General features: G+C 67.7%; 16 protein-coding genes. 9 read left to right on the top strand and 7 right to left on the bottom strand.

The annotated features are described in order from the left end of the window. Positions 1 to 153 precede the first annotated feature (153 nt). The 8 genes from BTH_RS21685 (at position 154) to xth (ending at position 12,633) form a co-directional block, all read left to right on the top strand. Positions 154 to 3,879: a nitrate reductase subunit alpha gene (locus BTH_RS21685; RefSeq protein WP_025369270.1), complete on the top strand. Its 3,726-nt coding sequence runs from the start codon at positions 154 to 156 to the stop codon at positions 3,877 to 3,879. Then, on the top strand, positions 3,876 to 5,429 hold the full coding sequence (gene narH / locus BTH_RS21680) for a nitrate reductase subunit beta (protein ID WP_009904641.1): 1,554 nt from the start codon (positions 3,876 to 3,878) through the stop codon (positions 5,427 to 5,429). Before BTH_RS21685 ends, narH begins: the two co-directional genes overlap by 4 nt. After that, the gene (gene narJ, locus BTH_RS21675) at positions 5,426 to 6,130 is read left to right on the top strand and encodes a nitrate reductase molybdenum cofactor assembly chaperone (protein WP_009909006.1); all 705 of its coding nucleotides are present in this window, start codon (positions 5,426 to 5,428) and stop codon (positions 6,128 to 6,130) included. The genes narH and narJ overlap by 4 nt, the downstream gene beginning before the upstream one ends. Positions 6,131 to 6,167: 37 nt before the next feature. Continuing rightward, complete coding sequence (gene narI, locus BTH_RS21670; RefSeq protein WP_006025931.1) at positions 6,168 to 6,854, top strand: respiratory nitrate reductase subunit gamma; 687 nt, start codon at positions 6,168 to 6,170, stop codon at positions 6,852 to 6,854. A 142-nt stretch (positions 6,855 to 6,996) separates the two neighbouring features. Then, on the top strand, positions 6,997 to 8,931 hold the full coding sequence (locus BTH_RS21665) for a type IV pili methyl-accepting chemotaxis transducer N-terminal domain-containing protein (RefSeq protein ID WP_009890143.1): 1,935 nt from the start codon (positions 6,997 to 6,999) through the stop codon (positions 8,929 to 8,931). A 23-nt stretch (positions 8,932 to 8,954) separates the two neighbouring features. After that, complete coding sequence (locus BTH_RS21660; protein ID WP_009890142.1) at positions 8,955 to 9,656, top strand: response regulator; 702 nt, start codon at positions 8,955 to 8,957, stop codon at positions 9,654 to 9,656. A gap of 963 nt (positions 9,657 to 10,619) precedes the next feature. Further along, complete coding sequence (locus BTH_RS21650; protein ID WP_009904632.1) at positions 10,620 to 11,573, top strand: FkbM family methyltransferase; 954 nt, start codon at positions 10,620 to 10,622, stop codon at positions 11,571 to 11,573. A gap of 283 nt (positions 11,574 to 11,856) precedes the next feature. Beyond that, positions 11,857 to 12,633, top strand: coding sequence for an exodeoxyribonuclease III (gene xth, locus BTH_RS21640; protein WP_009890139.1), 777 nt, complete (start codon positions 11,857 to 11,859; stop codon positions 12,631 to 12,633). Positions 12,634 to 12,817: 184 nt separating this feature from the next. On the opposite strand, the gene ntrC is transcribed toward xth, so the two are convergent. From ntrC to glnA, 3 genes are all read right to left on the bottom strand, one after another. After that, positions 12,818 to 14,359: a nitrogen regulation protein NR(I) gene (ntrC, locus tag BTH_RS21635; RefSeq protein WP_009890138.1), complete on the bottom strand. Its 1,542-nt coding sequence runs from the start codon at positions 14,357 to 14,359 to the stop codon at positions 12,818 to 12,820. Positions 14,360 to 14,396: 37 nt separating this feature from the next. Further along, positions 14,397 to 15,539 (bottom strand): nitrogen regulation protein NR(II), encoded by a 1,143-nt coding sequence (gene glnL / locus BTH_RS21630; RefSeq protein WP_009890137.1) that lies wholly within the window; start codon positions 15,537 to 15,539, stop codon positions 14,397 to 14,399. Between the two features lie 166 nt (positions 15,540 to 15,705). Next, on the bottom strand, positions 15,706 to 17,121 hold the full coding sequence (gene glnA, locus BTH_RS21625; RefSeq protein WP_009890136.1) for a type I glutamate--ammonia ligase: 1,416 nt from the start codon (positions 17,119 to 17,121) through the stop codon (positions 15,706 to 15,708). 399 nt (positions 17,122 to 17,520) lie between these two features. Between glnA and BTH_RS21620 the strand changes: the two genes are divergently transcribed. Continuing rightward, a complete protein-coding gene (locus BTH_RS21620) occupies positions 17,521 to 17,985 on the top strand; it encodes a rhodanese-like domain-containing protein (protein ID WP_009890135.1) in 465 nt (154 codons plus the stop codon). A 294-nt stretch (positions 17,986 to 18,279) separates the two neighbouring features. On the opposite strand, the gene BTH_RS21615 is transcribed toward BTH_RS21620, so the two are convergent. From BTH_RS21615 to BTH_RS21600, 4 genes are all read right to left on the bottom strand, one after another. After that, the gene (locus tag BTH_RS21615) at positions 18,280 to 19,098 is read right to left on the bottom strand and encodes a competence/damage-inducible protein A (RefSeq protein WP_009890134.1); all 819 of its coding nucleotides are present in this window, start codon (positions 19,096 to 19,098) and stop codon (positions 18,280 to 18,282) included. Further along, positions 19,095 to 19,928, bottom strand: a complete 834-nt coding sequence (locus tag BTH_RS21610; protein ID WP_009890133.1) for an EI24 domain-containing protein — start codon at positions 19,926 to 19,928, stop codon at positions 19,095 to 19,097. The genes BTH_RS21615 and BTH_RS21610 overlap by 4 nt, the downstream gene beginning before the upstream one ends. A 344-nt stretch (positions 19,929 to 20,272) precedes the next feature. After that, positions 20,273 to 21,262, bottom strand: a complete 990-nt coding sequence (locus tag BTH_RS21605; protein WP_009890132.1) for a sterol desaturase family protein — start codon at positions 21,260 to 21,262, stop codon at positions 20,273 to 20,275. Positions 21,263 to 21,281: 19 nt separating this feature from the next. Beyond that, positions 21,282 to 22,274, bottom strand: coding sequence for a beta-propeller fold lactonase family protein (locus BTH_RS21600; protein WP_009890131.1), 993 nt, complete (start codon positions 22,272 to 22,274; stop codon positions 21,282 to 21,284). Between the last annotated feature and the right edge of the window lie 34 nt (positions 22,275 to 22,308).

Here is a 22,308-nt window from a genome sequence, read left to right as displayed (position 1 = left end):
TCTAGTTCTTTCGAACTAGTTCTTCTCCCGCCCGCTTCCCGCTCCATCGGCGAATGGGCGCGCGAGCGCGCGCGCCGTAATCTCGGACTGTCCCCTGACACAAGCATTCGCAGCACCCGAGGGCGACCGCGGATGCCCTTGGAGAAACACACGATGAGTCACTTTCTGGATCGGCTGAAGTTCATGTCGCGCGTGAAATCCACGTTCTCCGACGGCCACGGCGCCGTCGTCGACGAGGACCGGCGCTGGGAAAACGGCTACCGCAGCCGCTGGCAGCACGACAAGATCGTCCGCTCGACGCATGGCGTGAATTGCACCGGCTCCTGTTCGTGGAAGGTCTATGTAAAGAACGGCCTCATCACGTGGGAAACCCAGCAGACCGACTACCCGCGCACCCGCGCCGACCTGCCGAACCACGAACCGCGCGGCTGCCCGCGCGGCGCGTCGTACAGCTGGTATGTCTACTCCGCGCAGCGCGTCAAGTATCCGATGATCCGCGGCCGCCTGATGGAGATGTGGCGCGAGGCCCGCAAGACGATGGACCCGATCGCCGCATGGGAATCGATCAGCCAGAACCCGGAGAAGGCGCGCCGCTACAAGAGCGTGCGCGGCCTGGGCGGCTTCGTGCGCGCGGACTGGAACACCGCGACCGAGATCATCGCCGCGGCGAACGCATACACGATCAAGCGCTACGGGCCGGACCGCGTCGTCGGTTTCTCGCCGATCCCGGCGATGTCGATGGTGTCGTACGCGGCGGGCGCGCGCTATCTGAGCCTCATCGGCGGCGCATGCCTGTCGTTCTACGACTGGTACTGCGACCTGCCGCCCGCGAGCCCGCAGGTGTGGGGCGAGCAGACCGACGTGCCCGAATCGGCCGACTGGTACAACTCGAGCTACCTGCTCGTCTGGGGCTCGAACGTGCCGCAGACGCGCACGCCGGACGCGCACTTCTACACCGAGGTCCGCTACAAGGGGACGAAGACGGTCGCGATCTCGTCCGACTACGGCGAGATGGTCAAGTTCGGCGACATCTGGCTCGCGCCGAAGCAAGGCACCGACGCCGCGCTCGCGATGGCGATGGGCCACGTCGTGCTGAAGGAATTCCACGCGTCGAACAAGTCCGCGTATTTCCGCGACTACGTGAAGCAGTACACCGACATGCCGATGCTCGTGCTGCTGCGCGAGCGCGACGGCGCGCTCGTGCCCGACCATTTCCTGCGCGCGTCGCATCTGGCCGCTTCGCTGAGCGAAGCGAACCATCCCGAATGGAAGACGCTCGCGATCGACGCCGCGACGGGCGACATCGTCGCGCCGAACGGTTCGATCGGCTTTCGGTGGGGCGAGGCCACGCACAACGGCGGCGAGAAGGTCGGCCGCTGGAATCTCGAGATGAAGGACGGCGGCAGCGGCCGCGCGATCGATCCGAAGCTCTCGCTCGTCGGCTCGCACGACGAAATCGTCGACGTCGGCTTCCCGTACTTCGGCGGCGAGCACGAATCGGTGCTCGCGCGCCGCGTGCCCGCGAAGCGCGTCGCGCTCGCGGACGGCACGAGCGCGCTCGTGGCGACCGTCTACGATCTGCAGATGGCGAATTACGGCGTCGATCAGGGCCTCGGCGGCCCGAACGTCGCGGCGAGCTACGACGACGACGTGCCTTACACGCCCGCGTGGCAGGAAAAGCACACGGGCGTCGCGCGCCATCTCGTGATCCAGGTCGCGCGCGAGTTCGCGGACAACGCTGACCGCACGCGCGGCAAGAGCATGGTGATCGTCGGCGCGGCGCTCAACCACTGGTATCACAACGACATGATCTACCGCGGCATCATCAACCTGTTGATGATGTGCGGGTGCATCGGCCAGAGCGGCGGCGGCTGGGCGCACTACGTCGGCCAGGAGAAGCTGCGCCCGCAGTTCGGCTGGGCGCCGCTCGCGTTCGCGCTCGACTGGTCGCGCCCGCCGCGCCAGATGAACGGCACGTCGTTCTTCTACAACCACACGAGCCAGTGGCGCCACGAGAAGCTCGCGGTGGGCGAGATCCTCGGGCCGACCGCCGATGCGTCGAAGTACGAAGGCATGACGCTGCTCGACCTGAACGCGAAATCGGAGCGCATGGGCTGGCTGCCGTCCGCGCCGCAGTTCGGCAGGAATCCGCTCGACGTCGTCGACGAAGCCGAGCGCGCGGGCAAGGAGCCCGTCGCGTACGCGGTCGAGATGCTCAAGAGCGGCAAGCTCGCGTTCGCGTGCGACGACCCCGACAACCCCGCAAACTTCCCGCGCAACATGTTCGTGTGGCGCTCGAACATTCTCGGCAGCTCGGGCAAGGGCCACGAGTATTTCCTCAAGTACCTGCTCGGCACGCAGAACGCACTCTTCAGCGACGAGGCGGACGCGCTCAAGCCGTCCGAAGTGCAGGTGCGCGAGGCGGCCGAAGGCAAGCTCGATCTGCTCACCGTGCTCGACTTCCGGATGAGCACGACGTGCCTGTACGGCGACATCGTGCTGCCGACCGCGACCTGGTACGAGAAGGACGACCTCAACACGTCGGACATGCATCCGTTCATCCACCCGCTGTCCGAAGCCGTGCAGCCGCTGTGGGAAAGCAAGACCGACTGGGAAATCTACAAGACGATCGCGAAGAAGTTCAGCGAGATCGCGGGCCCCTACCTCGGCACGCGGCGCGATCTCGTCTGCACGCCGCTCATGCACGACACGCCGGGCGAGCTCGGCCAGCCGTTCGAGCCGAAGGACTGGCGCCGCGGCGAATGCGATCTGATCCCCGGCAAGACCGCGCCGTCGATGACCGTCGTCGAGCGCAACTACGCCGACGTCTACAAGAAGTTCACGTCGATCGGCCCCCTTCTCGACAAGCTCGGCAACGGCGGCAAGGGGATCAACTGGAACACCGAACACGAGGTGAAGGAAATCGGCGCGCTGTCCGACACGGTCGCCGAACCCGGCGTGAGCCGCGGCCGCCCGCGCCTGGACACCGCGATCGACGCGGCCGAGATGATCCTCACGTTCGCGCCGGAGACGAACGGCCACGTCGCGGTGAAGGCATGGGACGCGCTCTCGAAGATCACGGGCCGCGACCACACGCACCTGGCGGTGGGCCGCGAGCACGACAAGATCCGCTTCCGCGACGTGCAGGCGCAGCCGCGCAAGATCATCTCCGCGCCGACGTGGTCGGGCCTCGAATCGGAGGAAGTGAGCTACAACGCCGGCTACACGAACGTGCACGAGCTGATTCCGTGGCGCACGCTGACGGGCCGCCAGCAGTTCTATCAGGACCACCGCTGGATGCTCGACTTCGGCGAAGGCTCGTGCGCGTACCGGCCGGCGATCGACACGAAGACCGTCGCGCCGCTGCACAAGCGGATGCCGAACGGCCAGCCGGAGCTCGTGCTGAACTGGATCACGCCGCACCAGAAGTGGGGCATCCACTCGACCTACTCGGACAACCTGCGGATGCTCACGCTCTCGCGCGGCGGCCCGCACGTGTGGATCTCGGAGGCCGAGGCGCAGCAGGCGGGCATCCGCGACAACGACTGGGTCGAGGTGTTCAACGTGAACGGCACGCTGACCGCGCGCGCGGTCGTGTCGCAGCGCGTGCCGGCCGGCATGTGCCTGATGTATCACGCGCAGGAGAAGATCGTGAACGTGCCGGGCGCGGAGACGAGCGGCAAGCGCGGCGGGATTCACAACTCGGTCACGCGCACCGTGACGAAGCCGACGCACATGATCGGCGGCTACGCGCAGCAGGCGTACGGCTTCAACTACTACGGCACCGTCGGCAGCAACCGCGACGAATACGTGATCGTGCGCAAGATGAACCGGGTGGACTGGCTCGAAGAGCCGCTTAACGAAGGAGCAGAACAATGAAGATCCGCGCACAAGTGGCGATGGTGCTCAATCTCGACAAATGCATCGGTTGCCACACCTGCTCCGTCACCTGCAAGAACGTGTGGACCTCGCGCGACGGCGTCGAGTACGCGTGGTTCAACAACGTCGAGACGAAGCCCGGCGTCGGCTACCCGCGCGAGTGGGAGAACCAGGACAAGTGGCAAGGCGGCTGGAAGCGCAACGACGCCGGCAAGCTCGAGCCGCGCCAGGGCGGCAAGCTGAAGATCCTCGCGAACCTCTTCGCGAACCCGAACCTGCCCGCGATCGACGACTACTACGAGCCGTTCACGTACGACTACGCGCATCTGCAGAACGCGCCGCTGTCGCAGACGCCGCCGACCGCGCGCCCCGTGTCCGCGATCACCGGCCAGAAGATGGAGAAGATCGAATGGGGCCCGAACTGGGAAGACGATCTCGGCGGCGAGTTCAAGTCGCGCGGCCGCGACAAGCTGTTCGAGGCCGTGCAAAAGGAGATGTACTCGACGTTCGAGAACACCTTCATGATGTATCTGCCGCGCCTCTGCGAGCACTGCCTGAACCCGACCTGCGTCGCGTCGTGCCCGTCCGGCTCGGTCTACAAGCGCGAGGACGACGGCATCGTGCTCGTCGACCAGGACAAGTGCCGCGGCTGGCGCATGTGCATCTCCGGCTGCCCGTACAAGAAGATCTACTTCAACTGGCAGACCGGCAAGGCCGAGAAGTGCGTGTTCTGCTTCCCGCGCATCGAGGCCGGCCAGCCGACCGTGTGCTCGGAAACCTGCGTCGGGCGCATCCGCTATCTCGGCGTGATGCTCTATGACGCGGACCGCATCGAGCAGGCCGCGTCCGTCGCCGATCCGCAGAAGCTCTATGAAGAGCAGCTCTCGGTGTTCGTCGATCCGCACGATCCGGCGATCGAGCGCCAGGCGCTCGCCGACGGCGTCCCGCAAAGCTGGCTCGACGCGGCGAAGCGCTCGCCCGTCTACCGGATGGCGTGCGAATGGAAGGTCGCGTTCCCGCTGCACCCGGAATACCGGACGCTGCCGATGGTCTGGTACGTGCCGCCCCTTTCTCCGATCCAGGGCGCCGCGCAGTCGGGCCACATGGGGATGAACGGCGTGATTCCGGACGTGCGCAGCCTGCGGATTCCGCTGCGCTATCTCGCGAACCTGCTGACGGCGGGCGACGAAGCGCCGGTCGCCGCCGCGCTCGACCGGATGCTCGCGATGCGCGCGTACAAGCGCGCTCAGACCGTGCACGGCGAGCACGACGCGCAGGTGCTCGAGCAGGTCGGGCTCACCGCCGAGCAGGTCGAGGACATGTATCAGCTGATGGCGATCGCGAACTACGAGGACCGCTTCGTGATTCCGTCGTCGCACAAGGAAATGGCCGAGGACAGCTTCGACGAGAAAGGCAGTTGCGGCTTCTCGTTCGGCAACGGCTGCTCGGGCGGCACGTCGGACGGCACGCTGTTCGGCCGCAAGAAGGAAACGGCCGTGTCGTACGCGGCGCTGCCGACCGTCACGCGCAAGAAAGCGAGTGCCGCATGAGCGCATCGCACGAGGAAAACGTCATGTCGATCTACCCGATTCTGTCCGCCCTGCTGACCTACCCGGAACAGCCGCTGCTCGACGCGCTGCCCGACATCGAGCGCGCGCTCGACGCGTTCCCCGACGCGCGCGCGGCGCTCGCGCCGCTCGTCGAATCGCTGCGCGCGACGCCGTTGATCGAGCTGCAGGAGCGCTACGTCGCGACGTTCGACCGCACGCCGTCGCACTCGCTGCATCTGTTCGAGCACGTGCACGGCGAGAGCCGCGACCGCGGCCAGGCGATGGTCGATCTGCTCGACGAATACCGGCGCCACGGCTTCGAGCCCGTCGGCAGCGAGTTGCCCGACTACGTGCCGCTCTTCGTCGAATTCCTCGGCGCGATCGCGAGCGACGGCGACGACGCGCACGCGGCGCACCTGCTCGGCGACGCGATCGACGTGCTCGCCGCGCTCGGCGAGCGCCTCGCGCGCGCGTCGAGCCCGTACGCGGGCGCGTTCGACGTGCTGCGCGCGTGCTCGCCGGTCGAGCCGCGGCCCGTCGCCGAGCCGCCGCCGCGCACGATGGACGAGGCGCTCGAGCGCTTCGGCCCCGGCCACGACGGCGTCGAGCCGCTGCTCGCGCCCGCGGTCGACGCGTCGGCCGCGCAGCCGATCCGATTTCATCCGCCGCGCCGCGCGGCGACGCCCGCTCCCCGCGCGTGACGCGGGAGGCGTCGCGAACCCGTTTCGAGGTCACGTCATGGATTATCTGAATACGTTCGTCTACGGCATCTATCCGTACATCGCCGCCGCCATCTTCCTGTTCGGCAGCCTCGCGCGCTTCGAGCGCGAGCAGTACACGTGGAAGTCCGACAGCTCGCAGCTCCTGCACCGCGGCGCGCTGCGCACGGGCAACATCCTCTTTCACGTCGGCGTGCTCGGGCTCTTCTTCGGGCATCTGGTCGGGCTGCTCACGCCCGTGGCCGTGTGGGACGCGCTCGGCGTCACCCACCACTTCAAGCAGCTCGTCGCGATGACGGCGGGCGGCGTGATGGGCTCGCTCGCGCTCGCGGGCCTCGCGATCCTGCTGCACCGGCGGCTCACGAACGCGCGGATCGCGGCCGTCACGCGGCGCGGCGACAAGGTGCTGCTCGCGTGGCTGCTCGTCACGCTCGTGCTCGGCCTGTCGACGATCTTCGAATCGGCCAGCCACACCGACGGCCATCTGATGGTGCAACTGATGACGTGGGCGCAGCACATCGTCACATTCCGCGGCGACGCGGCGAGCCATGTCGCCGATGCGCCGTGGCTCTTCAAGGCGCACCTGTTCATGGGGCTCTCGCTCTTCGCGATCTTCCCGTTCACGCGCCTCGTGCATGTGTGGAGCGGCTTCGCATCGGTCACGTACGTCGGCCGCGCGTGGCAGCTCGTGCGCGCGCGCCGCTAGACGCGGCCAGGGCGGGGGCCGAGCCAAACGCAGCGCGGCGCACCGGGCGGGTGCGCCGCGATGCCCCACGTGCTCGAATGTCGCAGCAACCGCGCAACATTCAGCAGGACAATTGTCATGTTCAAAAAAATCATGACGTGCTATGGCTCCCGCCCTCCCCGACTCCCCCGCCCCGTGGCGGCACCGCCTGTCGACGCGGATCGTCGCGCTGTCGGCGATCGCGTGGGCGCTCGTGCTCGCGATGGTGGGCGGCACGCTGTGGCTGTCGTGGCAGCTCGAAGGCGCGGGCGCGGCGATCAACGACGCCGGCAGCCTGCGGATGCGCGCGACGCGCACCTACGTCGAGCTGTCGGGCGCGGGCGTCGAGCCGCGCCGCCAGCTCGCGGCCGAGGTCGAAGCGATCGACGGCACGCTCGCGCGGCTGCGCCGCGGCGATCCGTCGCGCCCACTCTTTCTGCCGGGCACCGCCGTCGTCCAGCATCAGCTCGACATCGTCACCGATCGCTGGAACGCCGCGCTGCGCCCGCTCGCCGCCGCCGCGCTGACGAACGCGCCGCGCGCTGACGCGGCCGCCGCCTATCTCGTCGCGCTGCCGGGCTTCGTCGACGAAGCCGATCTGCTCGTGCGCGAGATCGAATCGGACAACGCACGCAAGACGACGTGGCTGCGCCTGTCGCAGATCGGGCTCGGCCTGCTCGCATGCTCGGGCACGGTCGCCGTCATCTATCTGCTGTTCCTGTGGATCATCCTGCCCGTGATGCAGTTGCGCGACGGCCTGAGGCGCATGGCCGCGCGCGAATTCGCGGTGCGCCTGCCGGTGCAGACGCGCGACGAGTTCGGCGATCTCGCGCACGGCTTCAACCGGATGGCGAGCGAATTGCAGGAAGTCTATGCGGGGCTGGAGGAGCGCGTGCAGCAGAAGACCGCGCAACTTGCCGCGCAGAATCGCGAACTGAGCGCGCTCTACGAAATCACCGCGTTCCTGAACCGCCCGCAGGCCGTCGACGACATGTGCGCGGGCTTCCTGTCGCGCGCGATCGCGCAGTTCGACGCGGACGCCGGCAGCATCCGCGTCACCGATCCGACGGGCGAAAAGCTGCATCTCGTGATCGCGGAAGGCCTGTCGGCCGAGCTCACCGAGCTCGAGCGCTGCATGCCCGTCGACGATTGCTTCTGCGGCACCGTGACGCGCGCGGAAACGGCCGTGCTGCACGATCTGCGCGGCGGCGCCGCGCGCTCGCCGACCCCGTGCTCGCGCGAAGGCTTCGCGGCCGTCGCCGTGTTCAAGGTGATGACGCAGGACGCGGTGCTCGGCTCGTTCTCGCTGCACTATCGCGACGCATCGCGGCTGCCCGACGCCGAGCGGCGCGTGCTCGAAACGCTCGGCCGCCATCTCGGGATCGCGCTCGATCACGTGCGGCTGTCCGCGAGCGCGCGGCAGCTCGCGGTCGCCGAAGAACGCAATCTCGTCGCGCAAGGGCTGCACGACAGCATCGCGCAGAGCCTCAATTTCGTGAACCTGCAGACGCAGATGCTCGGCGACGCGATCTCGCACGACAATCTCGCCGACGCGCGCGACATCGTGCCGATGCTCAAGCACGGCGTCGAGCAGAGCTACGCGGACGTGCGCGAGCTGCTGCTCAACTTCCGCACGCGGCTCACGCAAGGCGAGCTGAAGGCGGCGATCGAGGAAACGATCGCACGCTTCGAGAAGCAGACGCGCGTCGCGTGCGCGCTGAATTACCGCGAGACGGGCGGCGCGCCGCTGCCGTCCGACGAGCAGCTGCAGGTGCTGTTCATCCTGCAGGAAGCGTTGTCGAACGTGCGCAAGCACGCGCATGCGCAGCACGTCGCGGTCGATATCGAGAACGGCGCCGCGTTCCGGCTGTCCGTTGCCGACGACGGTTGCGGCTACGATCCGGCCGCGCTCGCCGCGCGCGCGGACACGCACGTCGGACTCACGATCATGCGGGAGCGCGCCGCCCGCCTGCGCGCGACGCTCACGTTGACGGGCGCACCGCAACGCGGCGCGCGCGTCGAGCTGGTGTTGCCGGCCGACGCGCGACAGGCGGCATAGAAACAAGAACGAGGACAACAATCATGACCATACGCGTACTGTTGATCGACGACCACACGCTCTTTCGCAGCGGCGTCAAGCTGCTGTTGCAGCGCCAGCCGGATTTCGAAGTCGTCGACGAGGCGTCCGACGGCGTCGAGGGCGTGAAGCGCGCGAAGCAGCATCAGCCCGACGTGATCCTGCTCGACCTGAACATGCCGGGGCTGTCGGGGCTCGAAACGCTGCAACTGCTCGTGCAGGACGTGCCGTCCGCGCATGTCGTGATCCTCACGGTGTCGGAAGATGCGCAAGAGCTGACGACCGCGCTGCGCGACGGCGCGTGCGGCTTCCTCGTGAAGAACATCGACGCGGAGACGCTCGTCGCGGGCATCCGCAAGGCTGCCGCGGGCGAGCCTGTGATCGCCGAGAGCATGACCGCGAAGTGGATCGCCAGCCTGCGCGCGCCCGCGCCCGCCGCGCGGCCCGCGCCGGCCCCGGCCGCGACGCCCGCCGCGCATGTGCCGGTCGATCCCGACCAGTTGACGCCGCGCGAGCACGACATCGTGCGCGCGCTCGCGCGCGGCGCGAGCAACAAGGAGATCGCGCGCGAGTTCGACGTCGCCGAAAGCACGGTGAAGATCCACGTGCAGAACGTCCTGAAGAAGCTGAACCTGTCGAGCCGCGTGCAGATCGCCGTGTATGCGGTCGAGCGAGGCCTCACCGCGCCGCATCCGGCCGAGGCCTGAGCGAGAACGACGGCCGCGCGCGGATGACGGCGCGAGCCGCATGATTCGCGGCGACATCGTCCTTCGCCGCTTCACCGCGCCGCCGATCGAATGACCGAAGGCGCCGTCGGCCTCAGCCGTCGACATGGCGCGACGTCGGCGTCATCACCACCTCGGCGCGTTGCTCGACGAACCGCATCGCGTCACCGCGCCAAACCGAAGGCCCGACAGCGCGCCCCTTCGTTCGAGCACGGACGAGCCCGAACGCGTCGGGTCCGGCAACCGGATCGCCCCGCGTCCGAAGCAAACGCATGCATGAGCCGGCTCGTTCGATCGACTTCGTCGGGCAACGCAATGCAATCCGACATCGGCATGAACGCCGCCGCCTCCTGAACCGCGCCACGGCATCGTGACGTCGCGCGCTCCGGTTCGCGAACGCGCGAGCCGTGCCCTTCAACAACCCTCTCGCAATCCGCGCCATGCCGGCGCGCGTCATCCGCGCTCGGCATAGAAAATCGACGGCGCGCGCCGCACAACGATCGAACGCGTTGATTACATCCCGCAAACGGCTGAAAGGTTTCCGGCTGTCGTTTTCCGGCTTGCCGGCATCGACCGGACGCGCGAATCCCACATCTCACGCACCGCCCGCCGAAGATCGACATGCAAGGATGTTGCCGCGACAAAATTTTGCGGTATTCTGCGTGACGCCAGGATTGCCGGACGATGCAGCGGCGCGGCGCATACGTCGACACGGTCGCAACGCTCGATTCGTCGACGCGCGCCCCGACGACGCAGCACGCGTTTTCGCGACGGGTCGATCGCGCGTTGCCGGCGTCGGGCCACGCGATCGCCGGTTCGCTGACGCGTAACGAACAGCCCATGGCGCGCTGCCGTTCATCCGGCCACGCCCACATACTGGACCTTCGCACCGAGCTGCACGGGTGCGGCGTGACTTTTACCCCATCGAGGAAGGTAGGCAGTCTCATGACAGCATCCGAACAGCTTCAGCACCTCCTGTCGGCGCGACAAACACTGGGCGGCGATTTCTTCGGCGGCTGGACGCCCGCCGATCTCGACCTGTTCGCGCGTCATCACAAGCCGGCCGCAGGCTCGGCAGGCTACGTGACCGACTATTTCGGCGTGAAGACGCGCACGGATTTCGTGCCGTGGGCCAACGCCCTCAACGGACACACGCTCACGACGCCGCCGATCCCGAACGACGGCGTGCGCGCGGAGGCGATCGAATACGTCGCGCTGCTCGACAGCATCGAGCACAGCGCGGGCCCGCATTTCGCGATGGTCGAGCTGGGCGCGAGCTACGCGCCGTGGGCCGCGCTCGCGGGCGTGATCGCGAAGCGCCTCGGCAAGAACGTGTCGGTGCGCGCCGTCGAGGCGAGCAGCTACTTCCATGCGCTCATCCCCGAGAACTACACGGCGAACGGTCTCGTCGGCGATTCGAACGGCGTGGGCCCGACGGTCGAAAGCGTCGCGATCCACGGCGCCGTCGGCATCAAGAAAGGCACGATGTTCTTCCCCGTCGTGAACAGCGCGTTCGAGAACGGCGGCCAGGCGGCCGACAGCGTGCCCGACGTCGATTATGTCGGCCGCGCGGTCCCGCACGAGGAAGTGCCGATCCGCACGCTCGACGAAATCTTCGACGGCCTCGACGCCGTCGATTTCCTGCACTGCGACATCCAGGGCTCGGAAGAGGACGTGCTCGTGCACGGCGCGGCGCTGCTCAGCCAGAAGGTCAAGCGCATGTTCGTCGGCACGCACAGCCGGAAAATCGAAGGCGCGCTGATCGAATGCCTGCACAAGCACGGCTGGCATCTCATGCGCGAGCGCCCCGTCACGTTCGCGCATCAGCCGCAGCTGTCGTCGGTGGTTGGCATGACGACGATCGACGGCGGCCAATACTGGGTCAATTCGCGCTTCTGATTGCGCGCGCCGTCGCGCTTTGACGGTTCGTCGACAGCGCTTTGACAGCGCTTCGATCGCGCGTCCGCGGCGGCCCGGCGTCGCGGCGTGCGGCGCCCGGAGCGACGCGCGATCGTCCCCCGCTTTGCTCGAATGATCCGCGAACCGAAGCCGTGCGGCGCCGGTTCGCGGCCGTGAACGGCGCGGCGCCGATCGCTCGCCGGTTCGGCGTCGCGCCGGCTTTCCCGCCGCCTGCGGCGGCTCGCGGTAAGATGTCGGCCTCACGCATCCCGCCGATCCGCCCATGAGAATTGCCACCTGGAACGTCAACTCCCTGAACGTGCGCAAGCAGCACGTGCTCGACTGGCTCGCGCAGAGCGACGTCGACGTGCTGTGCCTTCAGGAGCTCAAGATCCCCGACGAGAAATTCCCGCGCGAAGCGCTCGAAGCGGCCGGCTACCGCAGCTGGTTCGCGGGCCAGAAGACCTACAACGGCGTCGCGATCCTCGCGCGCGCGAGCCTGCCGTTCGACGAGACGGACGTCGTGCGCAACATCCCCGGCTTCGAGGACACGCAACAGCGCCTGATCGCCGCGACGATCGACGGCGTGCGGATCGTGTCCGCGTACTTCCCGAACGGACAGGCGCTCGACTCGGACAAGTTCGTCTACAAGATGCAGTGGCTCGACGCGCTGCAGGCGTGGCTGAAGAACGAGCTGCAGCGCTACCCGAAGCTCGCGCTGCTCGGCGACTACAACATCGCGCCCGAAGATCGCGACGTGCACGATCCCTCGAAATGGGAAGGCCAGAATCTCGTGTCGCCGCAGGAGCGCGCGCACTTCGCGCAACTCGTCGCGCTCGGGTTCGTCGACGCGTTCCGCCGCTTCGATCAGCCCGAGAAGACCTTCACGTGGTGGGACTACCGGATGCTCGCGTTCCGCCGCAACGCGGGGCTTCGGATCGATCACATCCTGCTGTCGCCCGCGCTCGCCGAGACCTGCACGAGCTGCACGGTCGATCGCGCGCCGCGCGCGTGGGAACAGCCGTCCGATCACACGCCCGTCGTCGCGCAGCTCGGCTGAGCCGGCGTCGCGCCCGCCCGCGCCCGCCCGCGTTCGGCCGCGCGCAGTGCGACGCGCGAACACGCGAGTGGCGCACGCCCGGCCGAAAGCCGCTCGCGAGCCCGCTATCGACTCGCGTATCCGAGCGCGCTCGCGGGGTCTGTGCATCGTCATCCAACGCACGGCGCACATCGCGCCGCGTCGATCACGATTCGAGATGCAACTCCTGAATCTTGCGCGTGATCGTGTTGCGGCCGATGCCGAGCCGCTCCGCCGCCTCGACCTTGCGGCCGCGCGTGAAGTCGAGCGCCTCGCGGATCACCGCGGCCTCGAAACGCCGCGCGAGCGCGTCCATCACGTCCGCCGAGTTCTCGCGCAACAAGCGCGCGACTTCGGTGCGCAGCCCATGCTCCCACAGCGGATGCCCCACCGCCGCGCCGACCGCCGCCGGCGCGCCCGCCATCGCCGGCGCGACCGCGGCCGCGACCACGCTCGCCACGTGCGATTCCGCGGCGCCGGCGCCGATGCCGGCCGCCGGCGCGTCCGCCTCCACGGTGGCCTCGACGGGCGTCACGCTGCCGGACGCCGTCTGCGTCGCGACGAGATCGGGCGGCAGATCCTTGATCTCGACCGTCTGCGCGGGCGCCATCACCGTCAGCCAGTTCGCGAGATTCTCGAGTTGCCGGACGTTGCCCGGGAACGGCAGCGACGTCAGATACGCGAGCGCTTCGTCCGACACGCGCTTCGGCTCGACACCGAGGTCGCGAGCGCTCTTCTGCAGGAAGTGCCGCGTGAGGAGCGCAATGTCCTCGCTGCGCTCGCGCAATGGCGGCAACCGCAGCCGGATCACGTTGAGCCGGTGATACAGGTCTTCGCGGAACAGCCCCTGCCGCACGCGCGCCTCGAGATTCTGGTGCGTCGCCGCGATCACCCGCACGTTCGCGCGCAGCGGGCTATGGCCGCCGACGCGATAGAACTGCCCGTCCGACAGCACGCGCAACAGGCGCGTCTGCAGGTCGAACGGCATGTCGCCGATTTCGTCGAGGAACAGCGTGCCGTTCTCGGCCTGCTCGAAGCGGCCCTGGCGCGTCGTCTGCGCGCCCGTGAACGCGCCGCGCTCGTGGCCGAACAGTTCCGATTCGAGCAGATCCTTCGGGATCGCCGCCGTGTTCAGCGCGATGAACGGGCCGTTCGCGCGCGGGCTGTGCCGATGCAGCGCGCGCGCGACGAGCTCCTTGCCGGTGCCCGATTCGCCCGTGATCAGCACGGTCGCGGCCGAATGCGACAGCCGGCCGATCGCGCGAAACATGTCCTGCATCGCGGGCGCCTGGCCGAGCATCTCGGGCGCCTCGGCGAGCTTGTCGTCGTCGGGCACGCCGCCGCGCAAGCTCTCTTCGACCGCGCGCCGGATCAGCTCGACCGCCTTGTCGACGTCGAACGGCTTCGCGAGATATTCGAACGCGCCGCCCTGAAACGCCGCCACGGCGCTGTCGAGATCCGAGAACGCCGTCATGATGATGACGGGCAGCCCCGGCAGCCGGTCGTGCATCGCCTGCAGCAGCTCGAGCCCGGAGCCGCCCGGCATCCGGATATCGGATACGAGCACCTGCGGCGTTTCCTGGTCGAGCGCGGCGAGCGCGTCGCGCACGTTCGCGAAGCTCCTCGTCGCGAAGCTCTCGCGCGCGAGCGCCTTCTCGAGCACCCAGCGGATCGATTGGTCGTCGTCTACTATCCAGATCGGCTTCATAGTCGGTCAGAGGTATGGTGAATCGCTGCGCCGCCGCTCAGTGGTCGAGCGGCAGCAAAATCTGAAATTCGGTCCGGCCCGGCCGGCTGTCCACTTCGATCATCCCGTCGTGCTGCTGGATGAACGTCTGCGCGAGCGTGAGCCCGAGCCCGCTGCCGTCGTCGCGGCCGGATACGAGCGGATAGAAGATCCGGTCGCGTATCTCGTCGGGAATGCCGGGGCCGTTGTCGATCACGTGCAAATCCAGTGCCAGCCTGTACAGGCGCTTCGCGATCGTCACCTTGCGCGCGACGCGCGTGCGCAACTCGATCTTCGCGTCGCCCTGCGCGATCCGCTCGCGCAGCGCCTGCGCCGCGTTGCGCACGATGTTCAGCAGCGCCTGGATCAGTTGCTCCTTGTCGCCGCGCAGGTCGGGCACGCTCACGTCGTAGTCGCGCTCGATCGTGAGGCCGCGCGGAAATTCAGCGAGCATCACGGCGCGCACCCGCTCGCACACTTCATGGATATTCACGTCGCCGACGATGTGCGGGTGCCGATGCGGTTCGAGCAAACGGTCGACGAGCGTCTGCAGCCGGTCCGATTCCTTGATGATCACCTGCGTGTACTCGCGCAGCTCGTCGCGCTCGCGCTCGCCCAACTCGAATTCGAGCAATTGCGCGGCGCCGCGAATCCCGCCGAGCGGGTTCTTGATCTCGTGCGCGAGATTGCGGATCAGTTGCTTGTTGACGGCCGTGAGATCGTGGATTCGCTCCTCGCGGTCGGTGCGCGACTGCCGCTCGTTCTCGAACAGCTCGACGAGCACGAAGTCCGGCGCGCCCTCGAGGAAGCCGACGATCGCGTGCACGTGCAGCGGCTCGCGTCCCGGGCGGTCGAGCACGGTGTCGAGATGCGTCGCATGAAAGCGCTCTTCGCCGATCGCGGCGATCGTCGTCGCGAGCTCGTTCGCGTTCGGGAAGATCTCGCTCCACGGCATCTGCGACAACTGCCGGCGCGAGATGTCGAGCATCGCCTCCGCCGACGGATTGGCGAACGCGATCCTGAGCGTGCGCCGGTCGAGCACGAGCACGACCGTCGGCAACGCCTCCAGCCCCGTGAGGAGCCCCGAGCGCACGAGCCGGTCGTCGTCCGACAAGCGCTCCGGGTGGCCGGCCCTGGCCTTGATCAGATTCTTCAGAACCATCTTGCGTGGATGCCGTGTCAAAAACCGCCGTCGCGGGCGGAACAAAAAGGGGACGGCGTCCCGCCGTCCCCTTTCAAGGTCCGATGCCTTCGCGCGCGGTTGCCGCGCGAAGGCCGGTCGGCGCCGCGGCGCTTCGTCCGCCGACGAGACGAAGCGCCATCGTCGCTTACAGCGAGTAGTACATCTCGAACTCGATCGGATGCGTCGTCATGCGGAACTTCGCGAGCTCCTGTTCCTTCAGGCCCAGGTACGCGTCGATCATCGCGTCCGTGAACACGCCGCCGCGGGTCAGGAACTCGCGGTCCTTGTCGAGCGCCTCGAGCGCCTGGTCGAGGCCGGCGCACACGGTCGGGATCTTTGCATCCTCTTCCGGCGGCAGGTCGTACAGGTTCTTGTCCGCAGCCTCGCCCGGGTGGATCTTGTTCTGGATGCCGTCGAGACCCGCCATCATCAGCGCCGAGAAGCACAGGTACGGGTTCGCCATCGGGTCCGGGAAGCGCGTTTCGATGCGGCGGCCCTTCGGGTTCGACACGTGCGGAATGCGGATCGACGCCGAGCGGTTGCGCGCCGAGTAAGCGAGCTTCACGGGCGCTTCGAAGTGCGGCACGAGACGCTTGTACGAGTTCGTCGTCGGGTTCGTGATCGCGTTCAGCGCGCGCGCGTGCTTGATGATGCCGCCGATGTAGAACAGCGCCGTTTCCGACAGGCCGGCGTAGCCATTGCCCGCGAACAGGTTCTGGCCGTCCTTCCAGATCGACTGGTGCACGTGCATGCCCGAGCCGTTGTCGCCGACGACGGGCTTCGGCATGAACGTCGCCGTCTTGCCGTACGAATGCGCGACGTTATGGATGATGTACTTCGACCATTGCGTCCAGTCCGCGCGCTGCAGGAGCGTCGAGAACTTCGTGCCGATTTCGTTCTGGCCCTGGCCCGCGACTTCGTGGTGGTGCACTTCGACCGGAATGCCGATCTGCTCGAGCAGCAGGCACATTTCCGAGCGCATGTCCTGGAACTGGTCGACCGGCGCGACAGGGAAGTAGCCGCCCTTCACGCCCGGACGGTGGCCCGTGTTGCCGCCTTCGAATTCCTTCGCCGACGACCACGGCGCTTCTTCCGAGTTGATCTTCACGAAGCAGCCCGACATGTCGGTGTTCCACTGCACCGAGTCGAAAATGAAGAATTCCGGCTCCGGACCGAAGTAGGCGGTGTCGCCGATGCCCGTGCTCTTCAGGTATGCCTCGGCGCGCTTCGCGAGCGAGCGCGGGTCGCGCTCGTAGCCCTTGCCGTCGGCGGGCTCGACGACGTCGCAGGTCAGCACGAGGGTCGACTCTTCGTAGAACGGGTCGATGAAGGCGGCGTTCGGGTCCGGCATGAGCAGCATGTCCGACGCCTCGATGCCCTTCCAGCCCGCGATCGACGAGCCGTCGAACGCGTGGCCGCTTTCGAACTTGTCCTCGCCGAAAGCCGACACCGGCACCGACACGTGTTGCTCCTTGCCGCGCGTGTCCGTGAAGCGGAAATCGACAAACTTGACGTCCTCGTCCTTCGCGAGCTGCATGACGTCGGCGACGGTTTTACTCATAACCTCTTCTCCTGATTGAACAAATCCGGCGGACTGGGACCGCCTCGTTAAGCGAGCTGCTGGGCGCAGCGTTCTTTGCCGCGTACAACCGATTCGAACGGAACGGGATGGATATAGCAGCTTCCGTGCCATGCATGCGCCAGATCGGCGCGAAGCGCGCGAGACCGCGCCGCGGCAGGGCCCGAGCGCGCACTTTCGGGGCTTCGGCGCGCCCGGACGTCACGGCGCGCGCACCTTATCCGTGCAATGCGGCATTCCGCACACTCGAAAATCCCAATGTTGGTGCCGATCACGTATTTTGCACCTTTTTGGTGAGTGCGACGCATCACGGATATCGCCGGCGCCGCCGCTCACCCTGCGCGCTAGAATGCTTTTTTGATCCGCAGGAGACCTCCCGCCATGAGTACGCTTGAACAGCTTTACGCGCAAGCCGACACGCGCCGCGCGCAAGGCAACCTGAACTACGCGGGCGCGCTCTCGCCCGCCGAGGCGTTCGAGCTGCTGCAGCTCGATCCGAACGCGCGCCTCATCGACGTGCGCACCCGCGCGGAGCTCGACTGGGTTGGCCGCCCGATCGTCGGCGACGGCCAGTACGCGCACGTCGAATGGACCCGCTACCCGGGCGGCGTGCCGAACGCGGAATTCATCGACCAGTTGCGCACGCTCGCGCAACCCGATCAGCCGATCCTGTTCCTGTGCCGCAGCGCCGCCCGCTCGAAGCTCGCCGCGGTCGCCGCCGCGCAGGCCGGCTTCACGAAGGCGTTCGACCTGCTCGAAGGATTCGAAGGCGCGAAGGACGCGCAGGGGCACCGCAAGACCGTCGAGGGCTGGTGCCACCGCGGCCTGCCTTGGATCGGCGCATAACGCACACCCGTACGCCGGCACATCGGCACGCCGTTACAGCGTTACGCACCGCCGCCCGCCATCGTCGGGCCGGCCGATGACACGGCGATGACGCGACGCGCCTAGACGCGCCGACGGCGCCGGCAACGTGCCGCCCGGTGCAGGCCGGTGCCGCCCGGTGAGGCGCCGCGTGGCCATGCGTGACGGGGTGCGGCGCCCGTCGGCGCTGCCGAGCATCCGGCCCGCGCGCGTCGGAGAGCTGTCTGTCCGTTGTCCCGCCGTCTCGTATCGGCGCGGGCCGCGCCGGCCGCCCGCTCAGGCGCGCGGCGCCTCGGCCGGCTCGACGATGTCGCCGCCGAGCAGATGCACGCCCTCGCGCAGCTTCACGAACGCGGCGGCGACCGCTTCCGGCTCGCCCTTCACCCCGAGATCGATGTGCCGGCGCGCGTAGATTCCGCCCTTTTCCGCGTCGCCGACGCTCGGCAGGCTGAACACCCGCACGCCCGGGAAATCGCGCTCGATCTTCTCCATCAGCGGCGTGAGCGTCGATTCGGGCAGCTCGAACACGTAGAGCGAGCGCTCCGCATGCGGCGTCGCGTGGTGCAGGTGCGCGTACTTCGTGTCGAGCACCCATTCGATCATCGGCCACGCCATCACCGGAAAGCCCGGCACGAAATGATGGTCGCCGCATGAAAAGCCCGGGATCCGGTTGTAGCCGTTCGGGATGATCGCCGCGCCGCGCGGGAACACGCCCATGTTCAGCCGATGCAGGTTCTCGGGCGAATCGAGGTCGACGGGCTTCGCGGCGTCGGCGTGCGTCTCGCGGATCCGCTCCTCGATCAGCGCCTTCGCCTCCGGGTGCAGTTCGAGCGGCACGCCGAGCGCCGCGGCCGCGCACTGGCGCGTGTGGTCGTCGGGCGTCGCGCCGATGCCGCCCGTCGAGAACACGATGTCGCCCGACGCGAACGTGCGCGCGAGCGTCGCCGTGATCCGCGCGGGATCGTCGCCGACGTATTCGGCCCAGCCGAGCGCGAGCCCGCGCGCGGCCAGGAGCTCGATCACCTTGGCGAGGTGCTTGTCTTGACGGCGACCGGACAGAATTTCGTCGCCGATGATGATGATGCCGATGGTCATGCTCGCCTCGTCGAATCGGTGGAAATCGCATTCGCGGCCGCCGCGCGCTCGTCCTGCAGCGCGCGCAGGCAGTAGAAGCCGAACCACAGCGCCGAGAACACCAGAATGAACGCGTAGACCCAGATCATCGCGGCGGCGACGAACGGAAACAGCACCATCATCCAGATCGACGACACCCAGATGAAGGTCGGCACCGTGCCGAGCAGCCCGCTCGCGACGCCGATGCCCAGCAAGGGCCAGCGGTGCTTGCGCACGAGCGCGCGGCGCTCGTCGGCGCTCGCGTGCAGCGCGAGCGCGTCGTAGGTCATCACGCGGTACGTGAGCCAGCCCCAGATCACGGGCGGCAGCAGCGCGAAGAACGGTGGAATCAGCCACAGCGGCACCGTCACGACCAGGAGCGCGATGCTCGCGAACGCGGCCCACAGCGAATTGAACACGCTGCCGAACAAGCTGCCGCCCCGCTTCATCTCGAGCGACGCGAACTGGCGCTTCGCCAGATGCGAGACGACGGCGGGCATCGACAGCGTCGCGATCAGGAGCAGCACCGTCAGCACGATGAGCGGAATCGCGAGCGACACGACGACGAACGGCGCGACAACCGCGTGCAGTTGCGACGCGCCGATCGCGTTGAAGAACTTGTAGAGGAGCGCCGTCAGCGCGAAGCCGTCGAGCGCGGCGCGCGCGGCGTCGACGAGCGGCTGCCACGAGAACCAGAGCACGACGCCCCAGATCACCGCGGCGACGATAAACGGCATGAAGGTAAGCCAGAGCATCCGCGGGTGCAGCGCACTCGCGAGCGCCCGGCCGAAGGAGCGCAGCAGGTCGTTCATGCGGGACGGATCATCGATCGGGAATGGGAAGGGAAAGCCCGGAAAGGATAAACCACGCGGCGTGCGCGCGGCAAAAACGGGGCGGCAGCGGATGGCGCGAAGAAAGCGCGTGCTGCGCGCGCATCGCCGCCCCCCGGGTGCGGTGACGCGCGGGGGACGGCGGAACGCGCCCGGCGCTCGAAGGACGACGTGCCGCGGCAATCGAAACGCGGCGGGCGCGGGCCGATTGCCGAGGAACGGCGAACGGCGAACGGCGAGCGGCGAACGGCGAATCGTCGGCGGTGAAACGCGAATCGGTCGACAAAAGCGGTGGGCGCACGGACAACCCGCCGTCGAAGCGCCGCTTACGCCGACGCCACGTCGCTCCGCTTGCCCGGCGCGAGCCGCCGCGCGATCCGCACGAACGCGAGCCAGTGCTGCGCCCAGAAGCCGTCGCCGTACGACACGCCCTCGTACTGCTCGCGGATGCCGGTCGGCTCGGGCGTGCGGTTCCACGACGCGGTGCGAAACAGCATGTCCCACCACGGGAACAGCACGCCGAAGTTGCAGCCGTACTTCGTGCCCTCGTGGCCGTAGCCAACCGCGTGATGGCGGCGATGGAACGTCGGGCTGACGACGAGGCGCTCGGCGAGCCAGCCGAACGGCAGCCGCGCGTTCGTGTGCTGAACGCTCTGCATGAAGTTCGTGACCGCGGTCAGCACGACGAACTGCGACGGCGACACGCCGATCACGAGCGCAATCGCCGCGAAGAAGCACGCCTGCAGCACGTCGTCGAGCAGATGGTTGCGGTCGTCGCACCAGAGCGACATCTGGCGCTGGCTGTGATGCACCGCGTGCAGTTCCCACCATATGCCGATCCGGTGCTGCCAGCGGTGATACCAGTAGCCGGCGAAATCGAGCACGATCAGGTAGATCGCGAACGCGACGATCGGCCTGGACGTGACGCCCGGCCACAGGTAGTCGAGATTGACGTTCGCGATCCCGTGCAGGCGCAGCCACGCCTGGACGTTGTCGAAAAGCGGCCGCAGCGCGAAAAAGAAGAACAGGCTGAAGATGCCGAGCTTCGCGATCAGCGTGTAGATCACGTCGACGCGCACCGCCTTGCGGTTCGCCCACCGCTCGACGGGGCGCAGCGCCTCGAGCGGGCGCAGCAGCACATACATCGCGACGACCTGCAGCGCGCCGACGATCACCCAGTAGAGCGCGTCGTACGTGTCCTCGTCGTAGCCCATCAGGCCGACCTTGAACAGCAGCGGCTGCACGATGTCGACATACAGCCACGTCTGCAGATCGGACACGAAGCCGTCGAGCGCGGCGGCGATCACGTGCAGCATGAACCGCTCCCCCGCCGCGTCACGCGCCGTTCGGCGCCGTCCACGGCGCGCGGTCGTAGAAATAGATCCCGTGCGGCGAGCGGCCGACCGAAATCGTCTGGATCAGCTTGCGGCTCGGCAGGTCGATCACGCCGACCTTCTTCGCGAAGCGGAACGTCACCCACAGCGTCTTCCTGTCGGCCGACAGCTCCATGTCGTCCGGGCCGGGCAACAGGCCCGTGATGTCGCCGACGTTCGTGAGCGCGTTCTCGTCGATGATGCTGATCGTGTTCGCGACCCGGTTCGTCACGGCGACGTGCGTGCCGTCCGCGAGCGAGCGGAAGTTGTGCGCGCCCTTGCCGGTCGGAATCGTTTTCACGACCTTCTGGTTGCGCCAGTCGACGACGGCGACGTAATCCGCGCCCGTCATCCCGATCAGCACGTACTTGTCGCCGGGCGTGAGCCAGAGGCCCGCCGGCACCTTGCCGACCTTCATCTTCCACTTGACCGTCTGCGTGGCCAGATCGATCGCGGCGAGCTCGCCCGACACCTGCAGCGACACGAGCACCGTCTTGCTGTCCTTCGTGAACGCGAGGTGGCTCGGCATCACGTCCAGCGGCACGCGCTTGGCGAGCTTCAGGTCATGGCCGTCGTAGCGGTAGATGTCGACGCGGTCGAGCCGCAGGCCCGCCGCGACGAACCACTTGCGATCGGGCGAGAAGCCGAGCTGATACGGATCGTCGATCCCTTCGAGCGTGCGCTGCGGCTTGCCCGTCTTCGGATCGAGGAACATCAGGCTGTTCGACACCGAATTCGCGACGATCAGCGACGAATTGTCGGGCGTCGCCATCAGGTGGTGCGGTTCCTTGCCGGTCGGGTACTGGCCGACGACCTGGCGGGATTGCTCGTCGATCAGGGAAAGCGTCGCTTCGGCCGAATTCAGCACGATCACGTTGTTCGCAAAGGCGGCGACGGGCGCCAGCACGGCGGCTGCAAGCGCGAGCGTGCGGCCGAGAGAAAGGAAATTGCGCATGAAGACTCACGTCGTGGGACTGGCGTGATTGTAA

Origin of the sequence: Burkholderia thailandensis E264 (assembly GCF_000012365.1) — a bacterium.
GTDB classification, from domain to species: Bacteria; Pseudomonadota; Gammaproteobacteria; order Burkholderiales; family Burkholderiaceae; genus Burkholderia; species Burkholderia thailandensis.
The sequence above is the reverse complement of the archived record's forward strand: the minus strand, read 5'-3'. Positions and strand labels throughout refer to the sequence as shown.